The following is an 18,804-nucleotide window of genomic DNA, read 5'->3' on the forward strand; positions in this document are numbered from 1 at the left end:
GGGGAGCGGGCCTGGGATTCAACGCCTCGGTGCCAGGGTTGGGGTGGGCAGCGGCGGATGCTGCGGCTGCAGATGGCCGAGCATGGTTTCCAAAGAGCGGAGGCCTCCCTGCTCTCTCTGACTCACCCGTCTCCAGAGGCTCCGCCCCAGGAGTAGCTCCGATTTCTCGGATGTCCAGCCAAGGCTTTCCAGCTGGTTCTGCATCCTGTGATCGTCTTCATTCACGAGAAGCTCTGGGGTTCGGCCTCGCACCACCCACCGGTGGACGATGTCAGTGAAAGCCGAGCTGATCCGTGCATCCCAGGCGGGCCCACGCACGAATTCGAAACGGGACGCATCCAGCCCCCAGGGTCGGTTGAGGAGCCCGGCGATGGCCACCGGCTCCTGATCAACTCCCGCCATCAGGACCAGCGATCCTTGCCGGCGATCCAGCAGGTCACTCCAGTGCCTGTCAATGATCTGGCGGTGCTGGGGACTGATGCTGCTCTGCTCCAGCGACAACAACGGCTTCACATTGCTCCGCGAGACCGCACTCCACCGAACCTCGTCGGGTAAGCCCGGTGTTTGTTCCTCGAGAGCCAATGGTTGTTTCTGCGGGGCCGTCCAGATGCGGCGTTGCAGCAGAGGCTGAAAACCAGATTCGCGCAACACATCCAGCGTCACGCGATCCAATGGGTCACATCGCACCAGCCAGCTGGGCGACTGCGCCACAGGATCCTTCATGGATTCCTGAATGAGGAGTCGCAGTGCCTGCGCGTGGCTGAAACGCTCAGGGCTCTGGAACTGGAGAAGATCCAGATGCCAACAGGTTGAACGGCGATTGCCGGGGCGAAGCAGTGCCAGCGCCAACAGCCGGTCTTGATGGGTGGAGGCTGTTTCGAGCAGCGAGAGCACCCGGTTGGTGCGTGTTGTTAGCGGTGAGCGGATCAGACCACCCAAACCGCTGACCCAGTTCTGCACCAGCAAGGTTTGAAGCGTGGTGTCCGGCAGGCCGTCGTTGCACTCTCCGTTGTGGGGATTGCTGGCGATGTGACCCGCCTTCAGTGGTTCGATCCGAAGCCGGAATCCCGCTGACTGTCCCACCGCAGGCCTCCTGCCTCTCCCAAATGTATCGCCGCCGTTCTCACTTCGTGCTCATGCAGGGCGCACCAACACCAGAGGTGTGCGCTCGTTGGCGTTACCAGCAGGATTCGGTTTGAGTGCGCGGTGCAGCAGTTCCTCATCACATCCCCGGCTCGAGGCAAGCACCTTGACGCGTCCGAGGTCATTCACATCCACGATGGCCACCGAAACGCCAAGGGCTGCTGCTGCTTCATCACACAGGCGTTCAGGGTCCTGGGGCCCCAGAACGATCGTTTGGTCATAGGGAGGTGTCGTTCCGGTGATGTCGTCAATCAGGCGGGCTTGTTCTCCGGCCAGGCGATAGAACCAGCCCCGCTGTCCCAATGGTTTGAGCAGGGAGCCGACCAACCAGGCCAGCAACACCCGGGTGGGTCCCACCTGGTCGATCAGGGTCTGCAGACCGCAGGCGGTGGCCAGGCTGCTGGTGGGGTGAAACACACGACAGAGCAGCCGGGCCAGCCATCCCGGACTGATCGTGGAGGGATGGGCATAACGCCCCTGGATCACCGCCACTGGTGTTTCACCGATCGTGAGGATGTCGCCCTTCTGAAGTAGGTCGCCGGCGTAGTGACGCAACACCTCGATGCAGTCATCGAGAGGTCCGAGCAGGTGGGTCTTCAACGGCAGCACCGAGCATCCTTCGCCCGATCGGAAATCAGCCTGACTGGCTGCCATCACCGCTGGTCGGCGCAGGGGCACGACCACTCCCTGGCGACGGCTCAAGCGTCCGAAGGGTCCGTAGTTCACCCACTGCACGTCCACCCAGACCGTGTCCACCCTCTCGCCAACCGGTGTGGGTGCGTCACCCGTCAGCGTGATCTCCACGTGGACCCTGGTGCTCTTCTGACCCTTCACGATGTACGCGGGCCAGTAGCCATCAGCCCGTGTGTCCTCATCGGGGTGCTGCGGTGTGATCCGGGTGGAGGTCACGACGTCGCGCAGATCGGCGCTGCCGATCAGGGTGGGGTTGACCTCAAGTTCTGGAACCATCACCTCCATGCGCGTGTGGGGGTTGCTGATCTCCACCCAGCCATCCATGACCAGAGATGCTCCCGTCTGGTTGATGGACCAGTCGCTCTGACACAGCACCAGAGGGGAAGCGGGTCGGAGTCGATGCCGCGCTTCGATCCAGGCGATTGCCAGCCCCAGCAGCAAGAGAATCAGCAGGAGACAATCCATGGAATCGCCGGTCCTGGACCGGTAGTAATGGCGCGCAGCGTAAGGCGTCTGAGCCGGGTGCTCAGCGGGAGATCACCTCAGTGTTGAGCTCGTTGAAACTCAGACTTGTACTTCCGCCTGTGGGGGCGGGGATTCCGGTCGCAGCACTGATCGCCGCATTGATTTCTTCGAGAGGGACCTGTCCCTCTGAATCAAGAATCACGGAACCACTGCCGTCGAGCACCACCACTTGAGGAACAACTCCTTTCCAGTAGTGGGCAGGGTCGTTCTGACCCTGATCACCGCGATTCTGCAGGGCATCGGTGGTGAGGGGAAGTAGGTCAACGCTGTTGCCCCAGACGCGCTGGAGTTCCGACACGGATGAGGAGAACACTTTGCTGGTGCTGCTGTCGTCGAGGTAATAAACCAAAACGCTGGTGCGGCCTGCGGCTTGCGACTCGGCCAGGGTTGTGGCGGGCGGAACCAGAGATCCGTTGCCTGCATACAGAGCGAAGATGTTCCCGTCGTAGCTGTCGGTCTCCCTGGCGGCTTGTCCAGGGAGTGCCATCAGAACCAAAGCAAGAACCATCGAAAGGGAGCGAAGCAGGAACCCAGCCATGGTTCAGCAGGAAAGACAACGCATTCTGAACCCTTCTTGCCGCTCTCTTCGCTCGGCGCTCAGCTGCGCCCGAGACTGCGCCCCATTCCCTGGGCAATGCCCCGGCCGATGAGGCCAATCGCGCGACCGACAACCTGGGTGAGAACCACCACCATCAGATCACCGAACCGTTTCACCAGACTCTGCACCTGGGGGGCGATGGCATCGCGGGCTTCGACCAGAAGGGCGACCTGCTGTTGCCACCACTGCAGCTGTTTCAGTTCTTCATCCCTCGGTTCCGTCAGCAGCAGAGGCTCGATCTGGCCCGAGTGCAGTCTGTACAGCAGTCTGCGACTCTCGTACAGGCGGATCGGACGTTCAATCCACTCCTGCCAACGGGACTGACTGTTGAGCTGGTTGCGCAGCCTCTCCAGTTCACGGGTGGAAATCAACGCGTGATCCAGCAGATAACGACGCAGTTCAGGCCACTCGCCGCAGACGCCCAGTAACTCGCCGCCGATCAGCTCCGCTGTGCGCACCAGCCAGTTGCTGATGAGCGTCTCGAGCTGGAGCAAGGCTCTGGGATCGTCGGAGGGAAGCAGCTGTCCGTCCACAAGAACGGGTTGGTCCTGCACCAACGCCGCAAGCATGGTCATGGGGTCTGGAAGTTCCTCATCGCCTCGCAACAGATCGGTCCGCTTCAGCAGCTCGTCCGCAACCGGCTGCATGGCTTCGCCGAGAGGCAAGCGCACGTAGCTGCCCGCCACACTGCGTAGCGCTTGCTGGCGAACCTCCGGTTGCAGGGCGTTCCATCGCTTCCTCAGGTCTTGCTGGCTTAAGGGGGCTCCGGGGGCTTCTTGCCGGAGGCGCAGCAGCACGGTGTGCAGTTGTTGGAGAAGGGCCAGAAGCAGATCGCGGCGACGCTCCGGATGCAATCCCTCGATGGCGAGCAACTGGCCGGTGCCATTGCCCAGACCTCCGCTTACGGCAGTTTGAAGACGCTCTTGGATGGCCTCCCACACCGCCTCCGTGTTGCGATCCCTGATGCTGAGACTGATGCTTTCCTTCGGCTGCGAGAGGGCAACGGCATCATCAAGACCCACCTGCAGAGGCCCCCAGAGCCACAGCAGAAGATTGCGTGCACTCAGCAGCTCCCGCCGGCGTCCTTCCAGCAGCAAACGCAGAAGCGATTGCTCGGGTGGCGGATTCAAGAGCGCTTCAATGACCTGCAGATCTGCACTGATCTGCTGCAAACCGCTCAGCAGAAGCCAACTGGCAGCGCCGACAGGCTGGACTGGATGGTCAGCCGCCGATGCGCAGGATTCGATCTCGAGCACCCGTCCCCCCTGCAAGAGGCGATGGATGGCGGAACGCAATCCTTCAAGATTGGGATCCTGAACAACCCCCTCACAGTTCAAAGCCAAAAGCTCTCGGGGATCACGGCTGAAATCCGAGGGGAGAACGAGCAGGATCGGAGAGGGAGTCCAGCGTTGCTGGAGCTGGAGAATCTCCCGATCGAGAAGGAGTGACTGGCTGCGTCCCGGGAGTGCCCAGATCACCAGGTCGGGGTGACCCACCAACGCCTCACTGCTGCGCCGAATGCTGAGAGGACGCTCAGCGGTGGAGAGTTCAGCCGCGAGACTTTCACCGAGAAGGTCGGGAGCGAAAAGGAGAATCTCCCTGGCCTGAACGTTCACGGTGCTCAGCTCTGCTACCTACAGGCGTCAAGGTAACGGTCCTCTTCAGGATCCTCCAGTGGTCTCTGCACGACGACCACTGAGCTGAAGGGTGTAGGACTCGATCCTGATAACCGGTGCGTTGTTCAATGTCCTGGAGTAAGGCCGGGGGGAGTTCAACGTCGAGATCTTCAATCGCGCCGCTTTCCATGCAGGTGATGTGGCTGTGGGGGTCGTTGCGGTACCCGTAGAGACGACCACTGGCACGATCGAGACATTCGATGACACCTGCGCTCTGCAGGGCTTCGAGATTCTGATAAACGGAGGTGTGGCCAATGCTCCGACCTCTCTGATTCAGTTTTTCGAAAATGTCCCTCGCACTGAGATGGGTTCCTTCGCTCCAGAGCAGATCCAGCACCATCCTGCGTTGCCGGCTCAAGCGCATTCCGAGTGTTCGGCACTGCTCGAACGCTTGCTGAAGGCTCCTGTGTCTGCCTCCATCCTGAATGAGGGGTGACACGAGCGGAGACTCCACAGCTGTAGTCGGAATGACTTCACTTTAAAACCCTCCCCGGGAGGGCGCATGGCTTAGGCGAAATCCTGAAGCAGGTCCGATGGAGGGTCCTGAAGCCGGTCACTCGCAAGGGCTCTCAGCGCTTCGCCCAGGTCAATCCGTCCGTCGTAAAGCGCACGACCAACGATGACCGCTTCGACTCCAAGCGGTTCCAACGTCAGCAAGGCCAGAAGATCGGCCATGCATCCCACGCCTCCAGAGGCGATCACAGGAACTGAACTGGCTTCAGCCATCTCCCGAAGGGCCTGAAGGTTCGGTCCCTCCAAGGTGCCATCGGTGCTGATGTCAGTACTGATGATCGCTGCGATGGCGGAGGCGCTGAAGCGGGCGGCCAGCGTGGTGGCTTCGGTGTTGCTGTCCTCCAGCCATCCCTTGGTGGCCACCTTCCCGTGGCGAGCGTCGATGCCCACCACCACCCGCTCGGGATGGCGCTCGGCCAGATCGATCACCAGCTGGGGCTGCTCCAGCGCCACGGTGCCGAGGATCACCCTGTCGAGACCACAGGTGAGCAGCGTCTCCGCTCGCTCCGCGGTGCGCACCCCTCCACCGAGTTGCACGGGGATCGTGAGTGCTGAAGTGATCGCACGAATGGCGCTGTCATTGGCTGGTTCCCCACTGCGGGCTCCATCCAGATCCACAAGGTGCAGTCGTTCGGCGCCCTGGTCCTGCCAGCGCATGGCCTGAGCCACGGGGTCGTCATTGAAGCGTGTGACCTTGTCGTAATCACCTTGGTGCAGACGGACGCAGCTGCCCCCCAGCAGATCGATGGCGGGAATGATCTGCATGCTCGGCTCAGGGAACAACCTCCATCCTGCATGGCTGGGTTGAGCGCGCTTCAATGGCTGCCGATCCGCTGGACTGACTGTGCAAATCCTGTTGATGGGTGGGACCCGCTTTGTTGGGAAGCCTCTCGTGAGCCGCCTTCTGCAGCAGGGTCATCAGCTCACCCTGTTCACCCGTGGTCGGCAACCCCTGCCCGCCGGTGTCGAGTCTTGCGTTGGTGATCGCCAGGACGACACCGCCCTGGAGCAGCTCCGTGGCCGCCGCTTCGAGGTGGTGATCGACAGCTCCGGACGGACTCTTGCTGACAGCCAAAAGGTGATTGAAAGGACTGGAGCTCCCTCCCACCGATTCCTTTACGTGAGCTCTGCTGGGGTTTACGCCGGTAGTGAGAGCTGGCCTCTTGATGAGCAGAGTCCCCTGGATCCAAAGAGTCGCCATGCCGGTAAAGCTGAAACCGAGGCTTGGCTGATGCGTGAGGGGATTCCGTTCACGAGTTTCCGGCCCACCTATATCGTCGGCCCCGGCAACTACAACCCGGTGGAGCGCTGGTTCTTCGACCGCATCGTTCATGAGCGCCCGATCCCGCTTCCGGGGGACGGAACCACGATCACCCAGGTTGGCCATGTGGAGGATCTTGCTGAGGCCATGGCCCGCAGCCTTGAAGTGGATGCTGCCTGCAACCGCATCTACAACTGCTCATCCCATCGCGGAATCACCTTCCGTGGGTTGATTGCTGCCGCCGCCGAGGCCTGTGGCCGCGCGTGCGCTGATCTTGATCTGCGTTCATTCGACCCCAGTGGCCTGGACCCGAAAGCCCGCAAAGCGTTCCCCCTGCGGCTCAGTCACTTCCTGACCGATGTCTCAAGAGTGGAGCGCGAACTGGCATGGATGCCCCGGTTTGATGCAGCTACCTCAATGGCTGACAGTTTTCAACGGGATTACCAGCTGAACCCCACGCCCAATCCGGATTTCAGCGGCGACGATGCCCTGCTTTCGGCGGCGTGATGTAGGCCAGCCCAGACCAGAGAGCCAGCCCTAAGGCTGGCCAGTACAGGCACCAGCCCAGCTGACGAAGCCCCTGGACGACTGAACCGGCCCCCCAGCTCGGAGGCCAAATCAGCAGAAACAGGCTCAGGAACTGCAGGGTGGTTTTTGTTTTGCCGAGCCAGGAGGCCGGAGCTCCGCTCTGGCTTCCTGATCGCCAACCCGAAATCAACAGTTCCCGGGCCAACAGCAGCCAGACCGACCAGAGGGGGAGGACCTGCTCGCTGGCCAACCAGATCAATGGTGCGCTGATCAGAAGCTTGTCTGCCAGGGGATCGAGCCTGGCCCCCCAGCTGCTGCCGCCATCGGCTTTGCGGGCCATCCAGCCATCAGCCCAGTCACTGAAGGCACCCAAGAGCAGCAGCACCCAAGCGGTGGAGAGCTGGTCGGCGGCAAGAGCCAGCAGTAAAGGGGCTCCAAGAACAGCACGGAACAGGGTGAGTCGATCCGCCCAGGATCGCCAGGGAGAGACCAAGGCTCAGAATGCGTGCAGTTGATCAGGTCCCATGGTGCTCCAGCAGACGGTCGGGGAGGTGATGTCCGCTCCGGTGCTGACAGTCACGCCTGCTACTCCCTTGAAGGATGCCGTGACTCTGTTGAGCGACCACCACATCAGTGGCGTGCCTGTGGTGGGTGATGACGGCACTCTTGTGGGTGAACTCACCGAACAGAGCCTGATGGTGCGCGAGAGCGGGGTGGATGTTGGGCCGTACGTGATGCTTCTCGACAGCGTGATTTATCTACGCAATCCCCTCAATTGGGACAAGCAGGTTCACCAGGTGTTGGGCAACACCGTGGCTGATCTCATGAGCCGCGATTGCCATTCGTGTGTGCAGTCTCTGCCCCTGCCGAAGGCTGCCTCCATGCTCCACGAGAAAGGAACGCAGCGATTGATCGTGGTGGATGAAGAGCGCCGGCCTGTTGGCATGCTCACCCGCGGTGATGTGGTGAGAGCCCTGGCATCCGCCCAGCCCTAGCGCTGGGCGAGGGGCTGGATGCGGATGGCAATCGGCTTGATCAGCCGGAAGTCCACCATGTCTCCCACCTTGAGATCAGCGAACACTTCATCTTCGAGTTCAGGACGAATGTCCAATTTGTGAATCTTTCCGAGGGGACCGCGCAGGGTCACGTTGTGATCGGTGCGCGACAGCCGAACCACTTCTGCGGTTCCGGTTGCCATGGCGATCCGAGTGCCTGAGGGGAGTGGACCGAAGGCGTTGCCGAGTCGGCGATCTTCCCGCTGGAAGCTGAGCGTGGTCTGGCTTGAGGGCCTGAGATCCACCACCAGGCCTTGGAGAAGCTCGATGGAGACCTGATCTCCAGGTTTGAGGCCCGCTGCTGTGGGATCGATGGCACTGGTCAGCAAGCTGGTGTGGCCTTGGGCGCCCTTCACCTCGAGCACTTTCTGTCCGGGAATGATTCGTTGAATCGTGGCTTTCAGCTGAGCCAGTTCGAAGGCTTCAAGCAGTTCGCTCTTGAGGGCTGCGCCGTCATCGATCACGGTGCTGACCATCGGCGCCTGACCGTTGACCTTGTAGCCCTGTATCGCCGCTTCTGATGCAGGGAGCTTGCGCACATCGATGGCCAGGGGCTGGATCAGCCGGAAGTCAACGGTGTCTCCGACCTTGAGGCGGTCAAAAGGGTTCACCCCGGGTGTGGGGACCACATCGAGGTTGTTGATTCCGCCCAGAGGACCCAGTAGATCGATGGAGTTGTCCTTGGCATCGATGCGGATCACACGGCCGGTCCCCGAGGCCAGAGCCACGCGCATGCCCTTCTTGAGCCTGCCCATGTCCATGGGGAGGATGATGTCTTCGCGGTTAAAGCTCAAATCACTGCTGGAACTTGGTTCCAGTTCCACCACCAGGCCGTCGAGAATGGAGAGGCTCACTTCGTCCCCCGCTTTCAGGCCAAGGGAAGTGAGGTCGATGCCCACCGTCAGGATCTCTTTGTGACCGTGGGGATCGATCACCTCGATCACTTTCTCTTCAGGCAGAGCGGTGGTCACCGTGGCCCGCATCTCGGTGACTTCAAATGCAGCCAGCTCTTCGGGCGAGAACCCTGCGTAGGCGCCGGGAGTGAGCAGTGCCGTGAGTCCAAGGCCTGCACCGATTACACCCCGCAAGGGTCCGCAGCGGAGCAGGGATCGGAGAGCAGAGGTGGGGGACACGGGAAGGTCTGGTAAGTGGAGAGACGCTAGCCCGACCCGATCTAGGTCACAATGGCCGCGCAAACGCGATTTCAGCCATGCCCTTCCCTTCCTGGCGCATCGCCCTGCCGGCGGGGCTGGCCCTGTTGTGCGTGGGCTTGGCTCCGATGCAGGCTCGGGCTGAAAAAACCATCGAGATCAGCCTCAAGCAGCGATACCTCACGCTGTTTGACAACGGCAAGGTTGTGGAACGCTTCCCTGTCGCCATCGGTGCTCCGGAATCTCCGACCCCCGCAGGCAGTTACGCGATCACGCGCAAAGAGGAAGCTCCCGTGTACCACAAGGGCGGCAAGGTCATCGCACCCGGTCCGAAGAATCCAGTTGGCGTTCGCTACATGGCTTACTTCCAGATCGGTTCCGGCGAGTACGCGATCCATGGCACAGCCTGGCCGAATTGGGTCAAGCTTCGTGCCGCCGTCAGCCTGGGATGCATCCGCATGCTTAATAAGGACGTCGTCACCCTCTTCAAGCAGGTGGATGTCGGCACTCCTGTGGTCGTAACCACCAACTGAACTTCAGCCATTCAGCCATGTTCAAGCGCTTGTTTCCTTCCCTGTTAATCACTGGGTTCGCCTCTTTGGCCGCAACGGCGACTGTGGCCTCTGCGATGAAGGAGATGCCGGAACAAAAGTTCCTCGATCAGGTCGAGGGCCCCGGTCATGTCCTGATCACTGCCCGAGGCGTGGAGGCTGTGAATGCGGAAGCGCGTCGCCAGGGTCTGCGTTTCCCTGCGGTCGGCTACTGGTCGCCAGACAATGTGTGTTTCTCCAAGCCACCACGCGGTGATTGCAACGGCATTTTCCGTCGCTGATTTCAGGGCAGAGGAGGGGGAAGAAGCGGAGGCGGTGGTGCTCCCACCATCCCATCAGCAGGATTTTGGGCGTTGTCATCAGCATCGGCGGTGACAACGTCTGTTAGGTCGTTTTCAGCAGGCGACCCTTGAGTCTCCTCCCTCAAGCGAGGCTCGATCACTTCCGGTGGGGGGAGGTCTGGAGGTAGATCGGTCTCAATCGGTGGAAGCGACGGCTCCAGCGGTGCTTCCAAATCGTCCCCAAGGGGCTGTTCGAGCAGCACCAAGGGATCAGCGGTAATCGGCGGCTCCGGAAGTGGAGAACGGTTCCTGATCCCCGGCGTCGTCGGTTGTGCTGTATCGGACTCGCGGGACGACGGTTTCGGCGCCCAGATCATCCGGGCGATGGGTTCGACCCCCTGTTCCATCACCCGGTTGAGACCAGCCAGCGCTCGATCAGCCAAGCGCGTTCCAGCCATCTGAACACAATCGGCAGGGCCATTGCAGGACGCCTGTGACTGCAGACGCTCTGAGAGGTTGGCGACCAGTCCTCCCTGCAGCTGATTGCGTCGCTCACTCAGCCGCAGCAGGTAGGGGACGTGCACAAAACTGGTTGCTCCGCCGCTAATCCAGTTGGCATCTTCTTCCGTGAATCCCTTCACCCCAGGAATGATCAGACGACTCTTGGAGGCATGGTCGGGCATGTAGGCCGCAACCAAGCCCCGGCGCCGTGCGAGTTCTCTGGTTTGTTCCAATGTGAGGCCGTCCTTGCTCATCAGCATTTCCAGCCGTCCGTCACTGCGCAGGCCGAAGATCATCCTGATCCGAGGCAGGTAGTAACGGATTCTTTGCCCCATGCTGATGCTGTAAGCACCTTTGTAGCTGTCAGGGGGCTGTTCAAGATCGTTGTAAACGCTGTGCAGCCCACCGATGAACATGTCGTAGGTCTGCTCACGTTCAGGGGTGAGTTCCCCGTAGCCAAAGTCCACGCGTCCGTCGTCACGGATTCCAACGAAGGCCCTCTGCCGAGACGCTGTGCGGTTTCGTCCCCGCCAGATGCGTTGACCGAATTTCAGATCCCCCAAAGGAACGGTGATCTCTTGCCCACCGCTATCGATGTGTCGCTCATACATCGGCCCGGACACGTAAGCCAACGCGGCTGAGTCCTCAAAGGCATCCTGCTCGCGATCCCAGCCCTCGAGCAGACCAAGCCTGACTTTGCGTGGGTCGAAATCAAGGGCATACACCTCATCATCAGGTTGATACCTGAAGGGGCCAAGTGCGTCTCCTTCGAGCTCTTGGTCGGTGCGTGGTGAGAGGCCTGGATCGGGCGTCCCTGGTGCAAGCGCCAGCAAACCTGCGAAGACGGCGACTGGGAATCCGAGAATCAGCCATCGTTTGCGACCGCTAAGCCTCTTCCGTCGTTGCTGACGTCTCCGACGTCCCTTGCCGGTTGCGGGCGCAATGTTCCGTTTCACCGGGCTTGCCGTCGCTTTCTTGGTTGGGGTTCGGGAGTAAGCCAAGGAACGATGGCGCCCTCCGCCACCAGCCATTTGCGGTAACGGTGACCGCAGTCATGCCCTCCCGTCAACTCTCCGAAGGCAGGAATCAGCATTCGCTGCTCGTGTTCGTCGTAGGCGAAACAAGGAAGTCGCAGGCGATCAGCACCTTGGCGCAGGGTTGCCGTTGGATGAATATGGCCGCAAATATTGAGCAGGTCTGCCGTGGCTGGGCCGTTTTCCGGCTCGTGGCTTAGCCAGAGACTGCCCAGACGGAAGGACGATTGTCGAGGAAGCATCGTCATTCGAAGATCCCTGTCGTGATTGCCTCCAACCAGGAGAATCTGAGTTTCAAGCCGTTCAGACAACGTGGCCAGGTCGCTCATCAATCGAGGGGTGAGCCCCTGGCGACCGTGGATCAGATCGCCCAGGATGATGATCCTCTCGGGGCTGCAGCTGGTGCAGATTTCCTCAAGACGCCCCAGTGTTCCGCGATCTTCATCACTCGGCACGGGTATCCCAAAGGCCTGAAACACCTCTGCCTTGCCAAGGTGGAGATCAGCGACCAGAAGGTCTCGGCTCGCCTCTCTCCAGATCCCTCGATCTGGCAGAAGCACCAGTTGCTCATCCCGCCAACGCCAGATGCAGCCGCCCGCAGGAATCGCTGAGTCTGCTTCTGTAGCGTCGATGGCAGCCAATGAGCCTCCCGATCGTCCATTCTCAACGCATTGTGGGTCGGTTGAATGGCGAGTGCTTCCCAACCCCTTGCTCCTGCAGGAGAAACCCTGTACTGGCTCCAGCGTCGGCTGATGTCCCTCGAGCGGCAAGAACGTTTCGAATGTGCGTATGCCTTGCGGATGGAGGTTGCTGAGTGGATTCTCGGAGCTGAAGATGGCAACCTCAGGGTTCCACGGTTTCCAGAGTCTCTATGACACTTGCCTTGCTTCTGGCTTTGCTCGGTTCGCTGGTTGCTATGGGCTTCATCGTGAGACGGCTTGAGCGCAACGGTTGAGGCGGTGAAAGTGAAGGTTGCATTCCTTTTGGCAGGGCTGACGGCGCTTGTTTGGCCTGGTGATGCTCTGGCCCAAACGCTTCGCGTGGGAGTGAGTGGTTCTCCTCCCTTCGTAATGAAGGATGGCATCGCCCTGGAGGGGATCAGTCTTCAGATCTGGGATGAGACGGCGGATCGTTTGAACCGCCCCTACGAGCTGATCCAGTTTCCAACGACGGAAGCCAATATCGATGCCGTGGTGAATGGAAAGGTGGATCTGGCCATTGGGCCGATCAGCATCACCCCCGGACGTTTGGCCAACCCCAAGATCGACTTCACCCAGCCTTATTTCCACGGAACGGAAGATCTGCTGCTGCCCTTGCGAGCTCCGAGTCTTCTGGCTCGGCTTCGTCCCTTTTTTGGTTGGGCGGCCTTGTCCTCAGCCGGGGGATTGATGCTGCTGTTGTTTCTGGTTGGAAATCTGATTTGGCTGGCGGAACGCCGGCGGAATGCCGCTCAGTTCCCGCGTCATTACCTCAAGGGTGTGGGCAATGGCATGTGGTTTGCCCTGGTCACGCTCACCACCGTGGGCTACGGCGATCGGGCTCCGCTTTCTAAAACCGGTCGAACCATTGCGGGCGTTTGGATGGTGATGTCGCTTCTGGCGCTCTCGTCGATCACGGCGGGCCTGGCCTCAGCCTTTACCGTTTCGCTCTCTCGGCTTGACCCCACAGCGATTCGCGAAAGCTCGGATCTACGGGGCAAGACTGTTGCCGTTGTGAATGGCACGACCAGCCAAACCTGGGCGAAGATCTATGGCGCTCGCGCGAAGTCTGCCTCAACTCTGAACGAGGCCATTGCGCTGCTGGGCAAGGGAACCGTTGATGGGGTTCTTTTCGATGGTGCGCCTTTGCGTTATTACCTTCAGCAAAATCCCGAGGCGCCCTACAAGATTGCGCCATTCAGCCTGGCCAATCAGACCTACGGTTTTGTTCTGCCGATGGACAGTCCGTTGCGGACTCCGATTGATGTGGTGTTGCTCGATATGCAGCGCAAGGGAGAGGTCAAAAAGATCACAGACTCTCTTTTGCAGTAACCGAGACCGGTCCAGTGCCGCCTTTATTGCAAGGGGCCATGCCTGCGTAGGCCCTCCTCAATCAGAAAAGTGGCGAGGCTGCTGCAGCTTCTGCCTTCTGCCAGTGCCTGCTGCTTGAGTCGATTCATCACACCAGCGGGAAGGGTGACATTGACCCGTTCCGATTCAGCGGCTTCAGCGACCTGCCCGGCGGTGATCTCCTGATGCTCTGAACGCAGCTGTACTTGCAGCTCATGGAGCAAGGTCTGCAGGAATGACACGTGGATGTTTCACTTGCGTAACGTAATCGTACCGCAATACGCTTCGGTTGGCTTGCTTTATTCTGTTGCGGCTCTCTCAGGGATTGCATGGAGACTCTGACCCTCAAGCTGGAACCCGGTCAGGATCTTCACCAGTCCCTTCATCAACTTGCATCCGATCATCAGCTCAGCGGTTTCGTTCTGGGAGTTGTTGGCGATCTTTCAGCCGCTTGTTTTCAGTGCCCGGGGCAACCCAATCCCACCAGGATGCAAGGCATCCTGGAAGTGATCACTTTGAACGGCACGGTGTCTCCGCAGGGAGTTCACCTCCATCTCAGCCTCTCGGACGGAGCATGCCAGGTTTGGGGTGGACATCTCGAGCCAGGAACCATCGTGCACAGGGGCGTGCAGTTGATGGTCGGACTGAGTGAATTGCCAGGTCAGAGCTCACCAACAACCAGCAATGAACGGGTCGAGCTGGCCGTTCTCCCAGGGTGTCCCTGGTGCCATCGCGCACGCCAGCTTCTCGAACGGCATGCGGTTCCCCATCGCCTCATCTCCGTCGAGTCCGACAGCATATTTGAGGCCTGCTGGAGGCGCAGTGGGCTGCAGGTGTTTCCCCAGATTTTTGTTGATGGGGACTACTTCGGCGACTACACCGCCCTCCATCAGCTGCATCAGAGTGGCCAGATTGAGTCTCTGCGATGACTGAGTCGACTGACACCGATCTGTGGTCGCACAAGCCATGGTGGTGTCAGCCATGGACGATCGTTCTCACCGGCCTGCTCGTGGTGGGTGGCAGTTGGTTGGTGCTTCACCGGCTCTGGGTCACAGGCCCTGTGGCCTTGGTCGTGGGGTGCTGGTGGTTTCTCTTTCTCGTGATTGCACCCACCGCCTATCGCAATCAGTCGCGCTGAGAAGCTCGAAAGCGATGCTTCTCCTCCAGTAATTCCCCTTCCAATTGTTCAATCAGTTGCGTGACCAGCGCTTGGAACTCAGGCTGGCATCCGCGGAATGCTGCCTTATGCCGGATCGGTTCATTGCGCGTGCGCAGATCGGTCAGCATCAGCTGGAGAGCATCGATTCTGGCGTTGCTGTTCAAAACGTCACGTCTCGCGCGAGGCGAGGTTATGACACCGGGCGCCACAGATCAGAATCTCAGGGTTGTTTTCAGCAAGGCGCCAAGCTGACTCAGGGATGTGCCTTGGGGCGTATCTGCTCCCAGGGGGCGGCTGAGGTAGAAGAGCGCGGGCGTGACGCTGATCGCGTCTGAAACCTGAACCATCATCCAGCCCTCCATGGCGAAACCGGCGTCGTCGGGAGTCGCCCCTCCCTTCAGAGCCGTCGCAAAGATCGGTTGGCCGACGGCCAGCCCCATGGATGTGTCTTCAAACAGCCAATCGCTCCACTGCAAAGCCACCGTCCATGACTGGGAGATCGACACCAGCCCATCGCTCTTCACCGTTTTGCGATAGCGCGTGCTGTTCCACCCCCACCCGGCGCTGACCGATGGGACCCATCCATCATCGGGGGGTTGCCAGTACCCGCTCAAGGCCGTGCCTGTGGTGATGCCGGGTTGGTTGAAGCTGCGCAGGGTGAAAGGACTGGCGTAATCAATGATGTTGAAACCGTTCTGGATGGTCGCCAGCGCTGCGGCGATTCCCCAGGTGTCCGTGGCCCAGCCCACCTGCGCGGTGGCACTGCTGCCTGCGTCCACCCCGATCATTCCCGACCCGGAAAAACCGTTCTCGCCGTTTCCGGCGATGTAGTTAAGGCTGAAGCTCAGCGGTCCTCGTTCCCACATCACACCACCACCGGCGCCGAGATTGCTGCTGTAAGCCCCTGAAGCTCCTGCCTGGGTGAACAGATCCAGCACCGTGTCGTCTGGGTAGACACTGGGCCACATCGCCAGCATCACGCTCTGGTTCACACGGCTACCGACGGTGAACGTCCAGTCCTCACCCACTGGGAACTGATACCAGGCGCGATTGACTCCGAGGCGGTCTGGGAAAGGCCCTTGCTGAAAAGCCACTTCCAATTCCGAGAGTTGGCTGGGTCCACCTCCTCCGAAGGTGTTTTGGTCTGAATCGAGATCGCCAGCTCTCAGCCGGAGATTAAGCAGATCCTTGCCCGTGAAGCTCGTGCGCAGGATCAGCTTCTCGTCGTAGCCAAAGGCCGATGCTCCAAAGGTGCTGCGAATGTCGTTGCGCAGCGTGTCGGAGGTGCCTGCGAAGGCATTGCCTCCGACGATGAACGTGGTGACTCCCTTCAACCGCGTTGTCGGAGAGAACGCTGTGGCTTCGAGACTGTTGACGGCTTCATCCAGGCGATTCAGCCGATGGTTGCGCAGCTGAAGCAGTTCATTGCTGAGTTCGCTGATCAATCTCTGGATTGCTTCATGGTCCGATCCCTGACGCTGCACACAGTCCTCAAGCTCTGCGGCCGCCTGAAGACGATTCAGTGCCCGTTCTGGAGCGATCTCTGCTGTGCAGCCCGCGCTCTGGAGCAGCTGCTCGAGGTAGGGCGCCACAGGTGCAGACGCAGGGGTTCCTGCGGCCATCTCTGAGTGAGCCGCGCTGGTGTTCAACACGCTCAGGAGGCCATAAAGCGCTAGGGGCACTAGGCGTTTCATCACCTCTTCGCACTCTGTCGCAAGGGTCATGCCGGCAGCACCTGACGGTAACCACCGGCTTCCAAAACCTTCAAGGGCGTCTGGAACAGATCTGACAGCACGCGGTCGTTGAGCACCTCGACGGGTGCACCATCCACAACGACACCTCCTTGGCGCATTCCCACCACTCGGGTGATCTCGGGAATGATCGAATCGATCTGGTGGGTGATCACGATCACCGTGGTTCCCATGCGGCAGAGCTGTCTGAGCTGAGCCAGCAACCCGTGCCGAGCCCGCAGGTCGAGGGCATTGGTTGGTTCATCGAGGACCAACACCTGCGGTTGATGCACCATGGCTCTGGCAATCAGCACTCTGCGTTTCTGGCCATCGGACAGGCTCCCGAATCGGCAGTTGTCCAGATCTGACAGGTTGAATTGCTCCAACACGTCAGCGGATTGTTGAATTTGCTCAGCGGTGGGATGAAGTCCGCGTCTGAGACCGATGGCTCCAAAGAAGGCGGAGAGCATCAGCTCATGGCAGGGCATTGCGTTGGGGATGCGCTGCTGCAGTTCCGTATCCAACACTCCCAGACGCTCACGTAGGGACCAGAGATTGATGTGTTCCTCTCCGAAGAGCCGCAGGTGGGACTGCGGTTGAACCACGGGATGAAGGCAACGGCTGATGAGCTTCACGAGGGTGCTTTTGCCGGCACCGTTCGGTCCGAGAATCGCTGTGGATTCGCCAATCCAGAGACGCAGAGACAAGTCTTCGACAATGCGTTGACCACCAGCCCAAGCCTCGATGGCTTGGAGCTCCAGCCAAGGTGGGTCTTGCCGGCTTGCGTGCGGAAGGTCCATGGGGTGATTGTGGCGGCTGAGCCGATGGGATCTCGATGACCAGCCGCTGCAGCCGATGCGGATCCACCAGTTTCCGCGCCGATCGTTCTCTCGGTGGTCGTCTTGTTTGTTCCCATTGCGGAACGCCTGCAGATCAACGCGTGGGAGGGATGCGCAGACCTGCGGTTCCCTCTCGCAGGAAGGGGCTTGCTTTCTGGTTGGTCGTCGCAGCGATCGCATTGCTGCTCGTGATCGTGATTCAGTCGCTGTGATCGATCGCGTCGAGCTTGACTGTCAAGAGAGTCAGCGTTGGCGCCAGCGGACGGGTTTGTTTCAGCTTCGGGCTGAGAATTCGGCCAGATCTTAGTTCTGCCGCAGTGGCCAGAACCATGTCTTGGCCTTCATTCAGTTCAAGCTGGTGCAGGTCTTTCTGGAGCTCACCAACGAACACGTGGGCTGTGCGGATGGCGGTGCAGTGGTTGAACCAAAGCCGGAGGTTGACGGGGCACCAGCCGATCTCCTCCTCCAGCTCCCGGCGCAGAGCCGTCTCTGGGGATTCTCCTTGTTCCAGATGGCCGCCGAAGAGTCCCCAGCAACCCGGTGCAGCGATGCCATCGATGTCATCGCGGAGTTGCAGCAGCCAGCGATCACGCTGGCGCAACATGGCCAGGGCAACAGCGAAAGGCATGGACAGCTCAGAAGATTCCGAGGGTCTTCTTCTTGCAGTAGCCAGCACCGATGTTCATCCAGCCCGACCGGCAAGCTTTGCCGTTGGTGGGAGCCACTTCGTAGTACACCGGTGACACGCAGGTGCTGCCCAGAGTGTTCACGTAACCCAGGGGACATTGGTCATGACCTGGAGCCTTGGGGATTTCCTTCTGAGCCAAGGCAGAAGGGGTGAGCATGAAGGGGGCCAATGCTGCGAGCCAGATCAGGCGCTTCATGAAGGGAATAACTTTGAAATTGGCTGTGAAGTTAACAGAAAACTGTTTTGTTTGTCACTGGCATCAAAAGGCCTCATGGCGTCTACTCAGTCGTTGATGTTGATTCAATCGACTGAAAAAAAATGATTCAATGCTCAGGTCATTCCGTCGCAACAGGGCAAAGATTGTGCCTGCATTCCCTCTGCAAATTCGCAGCGTTTCATCCAGCGCTGTGATCTCAAGCCAGGCTGGAAACGATTGAGTCACTGTTTTCATCAACGCCAAGCGGCCTCCTCCTGGCAACCCAGGCCCGACCCAGCCTCCTTTGCGAAAGCAGACTGAAACCCTGGTGGCACTAGCGATCGATAGCTCTGCCTCCACTGTGATCGCCGCCAAACGTCCGAGGGGGCCATTGAGTCTCAGCACATTCATGCCTCGGCTGCGTTCTGGGTCCAAGATCTGCAGATTGTCCAACCATGCCGCCTGTTTCAGCCAGGGTTGGCTGGCGCTGCTCCAGCGCAAGTCCCACACCCCGCTGAGCTGTTGGCTCTGTTGATTGAGGTCAACATCAGACCCGGCTTCGGCGTCCTTGATTAACCCTGCGATGGCCGGGTCTTTGGGATGGTCTTTGAGTAAGCGGATCAGTGTCTCCATC

General features: G+C 60.0%; 25 protein-coding genes and 1 pseudogene. 9 read left to right on the forward strand and 17 right to left on the reverse strand.

Annotated features, from left to right (window positions below):
• Positions 1-18 precede the first annotated feature (18 nt).
• The 6 genes and pseudogenes from SynPROS71_RS06410 to hisA all read right to left on the reverse strand — a co-directional run bounded on the left by SynPROS71_RS06410 (position 19) and on the right by hisA (position 5,913).
• Entirely contained in the window at positions 19-1,083 is a 1,065-nt protein-coding gene (locus SynPROS71_RS06410) for a hypothetical protein (protein ID WP_186597559.1), read from the reverse strand.
• 51 nt (positions 1,084-1,134) lie between these two features.
• Positions 1,135-2,301 carry a F420-0:Gamma-glutamyl ligase gene (locus SynPROS71_RS06415; protein ID WP_186597561.1) on the reverse strand — a complete coding sequence of 389 codons (1,167 nt, stop codon included), beginning with the start codon at positions 2,299-2,301 and terminating at the stop codon, positions 1,135-1,137.
• 61 nt (positions 2,302-2,362) lie between these two features.
• Positions 2,363-2,899 carry a thylakoid membrane photosystem I accumulation factor gene (locus tag SynPROS71_RS06420; protein ID WP_186597562.1) on the reverse strand — a complete coding sequence of 179 codons (537 nt, stop codon included), beginning with the start codon at positions 2,897-2,899 and terminating at the stop codon, positions 2,363-2,365.
• 59 nt (positions 2,900-2,958) lie between these two features.
• Positions 2,959-4,575, reverse strand: a complete 1,617-nt coding sequence (locus SynPROS71_RS06425) for a DUF3685 domain-containing protein (RefSeq protein WP_186597564.1) — start codon at positions 4,573-4,575, stop codon at positions 2,959-2,961.
• A 45-nt stretch (positions 4,576-4,620) separates the two neighbouring features.
• Positions 4,621-4,999 (reverse strand): annotated as a pseudogene (locus tag SynPROS71_RS06430) (Fur family transcriptional regulator).
• A 143-nt stretch (positions 5,000-5,142) separates the two neighbouring features.
• Positions 5,143-5,913, reverse strand: a complete 771-nt coding sequence (hisA, locus tag SynPROS71_RS06435; RefSeq protein WP_186597566.1) for a 1-(5-phosphoribosyl)-5-[(5-phosphoribosylamino)methylideneamino]imidazole-4-carboxamide isomerase — start codon at positions 5,911-5,913, stop codon at positions 5,143-5,145.
• Positions 5,914-5,992: 79 nt separating this feature from the next.
• Between hisA and SynPROS71_RS06440 the strand changes: the two genes are divergently transcribed.
• Positions 5,993-6,916, forward strand: coding sequence for an NAD-dependent epimerase/dehydratase family protein (locus SynPROS71_RS06440; protein WP_186597568.1), 924 nt, complete (start codon positions 5,993-5,995; stop codon positions 6,914-6,916).
• On the opposite strand, the gene pgsA is transcribed toward SynPROS71_RS06440, so the two are convergent.
• Complete coding sequence (gene pgsA, locus SynPROS71_RS06445; protein WP_186597570.1) at positions 6,882-7,430, reverse strand: CDP-diacylglycerol--glycerol-3-phosphate 3-phosphatidyltransferase; 549 nt, start codon at positions 7,428-7,430, stop codon at positions 6,882-6,884. The genes SynPROS71_RS06440 and pgsA overlap by 35 nt on opposite strands.
• A 31-nt stretch (positions 7,431-7,461) precedes the next feature.
• Here pgsA and SynPROS71_RS06450 point away from each other — a divergent pair, with 31 nt between their 5' ends.
• Positions 7,462-7,932 (forward strand): CBS domain-containing protein, encoded by a 471-nt coding sequence (locus SynPROS71_RS06450; RefSeq protein ID WP_186597572.1) that lies wholly within the window; start codon positions 7,462-7,464, stop codon positions 7,930-7,932.
• Here SynPROS71_RS06450 and SynPROS71_RS06455 read toward each other — a convergent pair.
• On the reverse strand, positions 7,929-9,125 hold the full coding sequence (locus tag SynPROS71_RS06455; protein WP_186597574.1) for a hypothetical protein: 1,197 nt from the start codon (positions 9,123-9,125) through the stop codon (positions 7,929-7,931). The two genes, SynPROS71_RS06450 and SynPROS71_RS06455, sit on opposite strands and share 4 nt — an antisense overlap.
• 77 nt (positions 9,126-9,202) lie before the next feature.
• Between SynPROS71_RS06455 and SynPROS71_RS06460 the strand changes: the two genes are divergently transcribed.
• Complete coding sequence (locus SynPROS71_RS06460; protein ID WP_186597576.1) at positions 9,203-9,676, forward strand: L,D-transpeptidase; 474 nt, start codon at positions 9,203-9,205, stop codon at positions 9,674-9,676.
• Positions 9,677-9,693: 17 nt separating this feature from the next.
• Complete coding sequence (locus SynPROS71_RS06465) at positions 9,694-9,975, forward strand: hypothetical protein (RefSeq protein ID WP_186597577.1); 282 nt, start codon at positions 9,694-9,696, stop codon at positions 9,973-9,975.
• 2 nt (positions 9,976-9,977) lie between these two features.
• Here the strand turns inward: SynPROS71_RS06465 and SynPROS71_RS06470 are convergent, their stop codons facing one another.
• Both SynPROS71_RS06470 and pdeM read right to left on the reverse strand, forming a co-directional pair.
• On the reverse strand, positions 9,978-11,507 hold the full coding sequence (locus tag SynPROS71_RS06470) for a hypothetical protein (protein ID WP_255442443.1): 1,530 nt from the start codon (positions 11,505-11,507) through the stop codon (positions 9,978-9,980).
• Positions 11,429-12,151, reverse strand: a complete 723-nt coding sequence (gene pdeM / locus SynPROS71_RS06475; protein ID WP_186597579.1) for a ligase-associated DNA damage response endonuclease PdeM — start codon at positions 12,149-12,151, stop codon at positions 11,429-11,431. The genes SynPROS71_RS06470 and pdeM overlap by 79 nt, the downstream gene beginning before the upstream one ends.
• Before the next feature lie 45 nt (positions 12,152-12,196).
• Here pdeM and SynPROS71_RS06480 point away from each other — a divergent pair, with 45 nt between their 5' ends.
• Together SynPROS71_RS06480 and SynPROS71_RS06485 are read left to right on the forward strand one after the other, a co-directional pair.
• Complete coding sequence (locus SynPROS71_RS06480; protein ID WP_186597581.1) at positions 12,197-12,385, forward strand: hypothetical protein; 189 nt, start codon at positions 12,197-12,199, stop codon at positions 12,383-12,385.
• 63 nt (positions 12,386-12,448) lie between these two features.
• Positions 12,449-13,540 carry a transporter substrate-binding domain-containing protein gene (locus tag SynPROS71_RS06485; protein WP_255442444.1) on the forward strand — a complete coding sequence of 364 codons (1,092 nt, stop codon included), beginning with the start codon at positions 12,449-12,451 and terminating at the stop codon, positions 13,538-13,540.
• 23 nt (positions 13,541-13,563) lie between these two features.
• Here the strand turns inward: SynPROS71_RS06485 and SynPROS71_RS06490 are convergent, their stop codons facing one another.
• The gene (locus tag SynPROS71_RS06490; protein ID WP_186597583.1) at positions 13,564-13,800 is read right to left on the reverse strand and encodes a CopG family transcriptional regulator; all 237 of its coding nucleotides are present in this window, start codon (positions 13,798-13,800) and stop codon (positions 13,564-13,566) included.
• An 87-nt stretch (positions 13,801-13,887) separates the two neighbouring features.
• On the opposite strand from SynPROS71_RS06490, the gene SynPROS71_RS06495 reads away from it, so the two are divergent.
• Together SynPROS71_RS06495 and SynPROS71_RS06500 are read left to right on the forward strand one after the other, a co-directional pair.
• Positions 13,888-14,487, forward strand: a complete 600-nt coding sequence (locus tag SynPROS71_RS06495; RefSeq protein WP_186597585.1) for a PCC domain-containing protein — start codon at positions 13,888-13,890, stop codon at positions 14,485-14,487.
• Positions 14,484-14,696 (forward strand): DUF6737 family protein, encoded by a 213-nt coding sequence (locus SynPROS71_RS06500; RefSeq protein ID WP_186597587.1) that lies wholly within the window; start codon positions 14,484-14,486, stop codon positions 14,694-14,696. Before SynPROS71_RS06495 ends, SynPROS71_RS06500 begins: the two co-directional genes overlap by 4 nt.
• Here SynPROS71_RS06500 and SynPROS71_RS06505 read toward each other — a convergent pair.
• The 3 genes from SynPROS71_RS06505 to SynPROS71_RS06515 are packed head-to-tail and all read right to left on the reverse strand — an operon-like array spanning position 14,684 to position 17,247.
• Positions 14,684-14,881 (reverse strand): hypothetical protein, encoded by a 198-nt coding sequence (locus SynPROS71_RS06505; protein ID WP_186585633.1) that lies wholly within the window; start codon positions 14,879-14,881, stop codon positions 14,684-14,686. The two genes, SynPROS71_RS06500 and SynPROS71_RS06505, sit on opposite strands and share 13 nt — an antisense overlap.
• Before the next feature lie 48 nt (positions 14,882-14,929).
• On the reverse strand, positions 14,930-16,441 hold the full coding sequence (locus tag SynPROS71_RS06510) for an iron uptake porin (RefSeq protein WP_255442445.1): 1,512 nt from the start codon (positions 16,439-16,441) through the stop codon (positions 14,930-14,932).
• Entirely contained in the window at positions 16,438-17,247 is an 810-nt protein-coding gene (locus tag SynPROS71_RS06515) for an ABC transporter ATP-binding protein (RefSeq protein WP_186597589.1), read from the reverse strand. The genes SynPROS71_RS06510 and SynPROS71_RS06515 overlap by 4 nt, the downstream gene beginning before the upstream one ends.
• A gap of 35 nt (positions 17,248-17,282) precedes the next feature.
• Between SynPROS71_RS06515 and SynPROS71_RS06520 the strand changes: the two genes are divergently transcribed.
• Positions 17,283-17,498 carry a transcriptional regulator gene (locus SynPROS71_RS06520; protein ID WP_186597591.1) on the forward strand — a complete coding sequence of 72 codons (216 nt, stop codon included), beginning with the start codon at positions 17,283-17,285 and terminating at the stop codon, positions 17,496-17,498.
• Here the strand turns inward: SynPROS71_RS06520 and SynPROS71_RS06525 are convergent.
• The 3 genes from SynPROS71_RS06525 to SynPROS71_RS06535 form a co-directional block, all read right to left on the reverse strand.
• Positions 17,486-17,914: an NUDIX hydrolase gene (locus tag SynPROS71_RS06525; protein WP_186597593.1), complete on the reverse strand. Its 429-nt coding sequence runs from the start codon at positions 17,912-17,914 to the stop codon at positions 17,486-17,488. The genes SynPROS71_RS06520 and SynPROS71_RS06525 overlap by 13 nt on opposite strands.
• A 7-nt stretch (positions 17,915-17,921) precedes the next feature.
• Positions 17,922-18,170, reverse strand: coding sequence for a hypothetical protein (locus SynPROS71_RS06530; protein WP_186585637.1), 249 nt, complete (start codon positions 18,168-18,170; stop codon positions 17,922-17,924).
• A gap of 63 nt (positions 18,171-18,233) precedes the next feature.
• Positions 18,234-18,803: a PAP/fibrillin family protein gene (locus SynPROS71_RS06535; RefSeq protein ID WP_186597595.1), complete on the reverse strand. Its 570-nt coding sequence runs from the start codon at positions 18,801-18,803 to the stop codon at positions 18,234-18,236.
• Between the last annotated feature and the right edge of the window lies 1 nt (position 18,804).

It is taken from the genome of Synechococcus sp. PROS-7-1 (assembly GCF_014279795.1).
In the GTDB taxonomy this organism is placed as follows: domain Bacteria; phylum Cyanobacteriota; class Cyanobacteriia; order PCC-6307; family Cyanobiaceae; genus Synechococcus_C.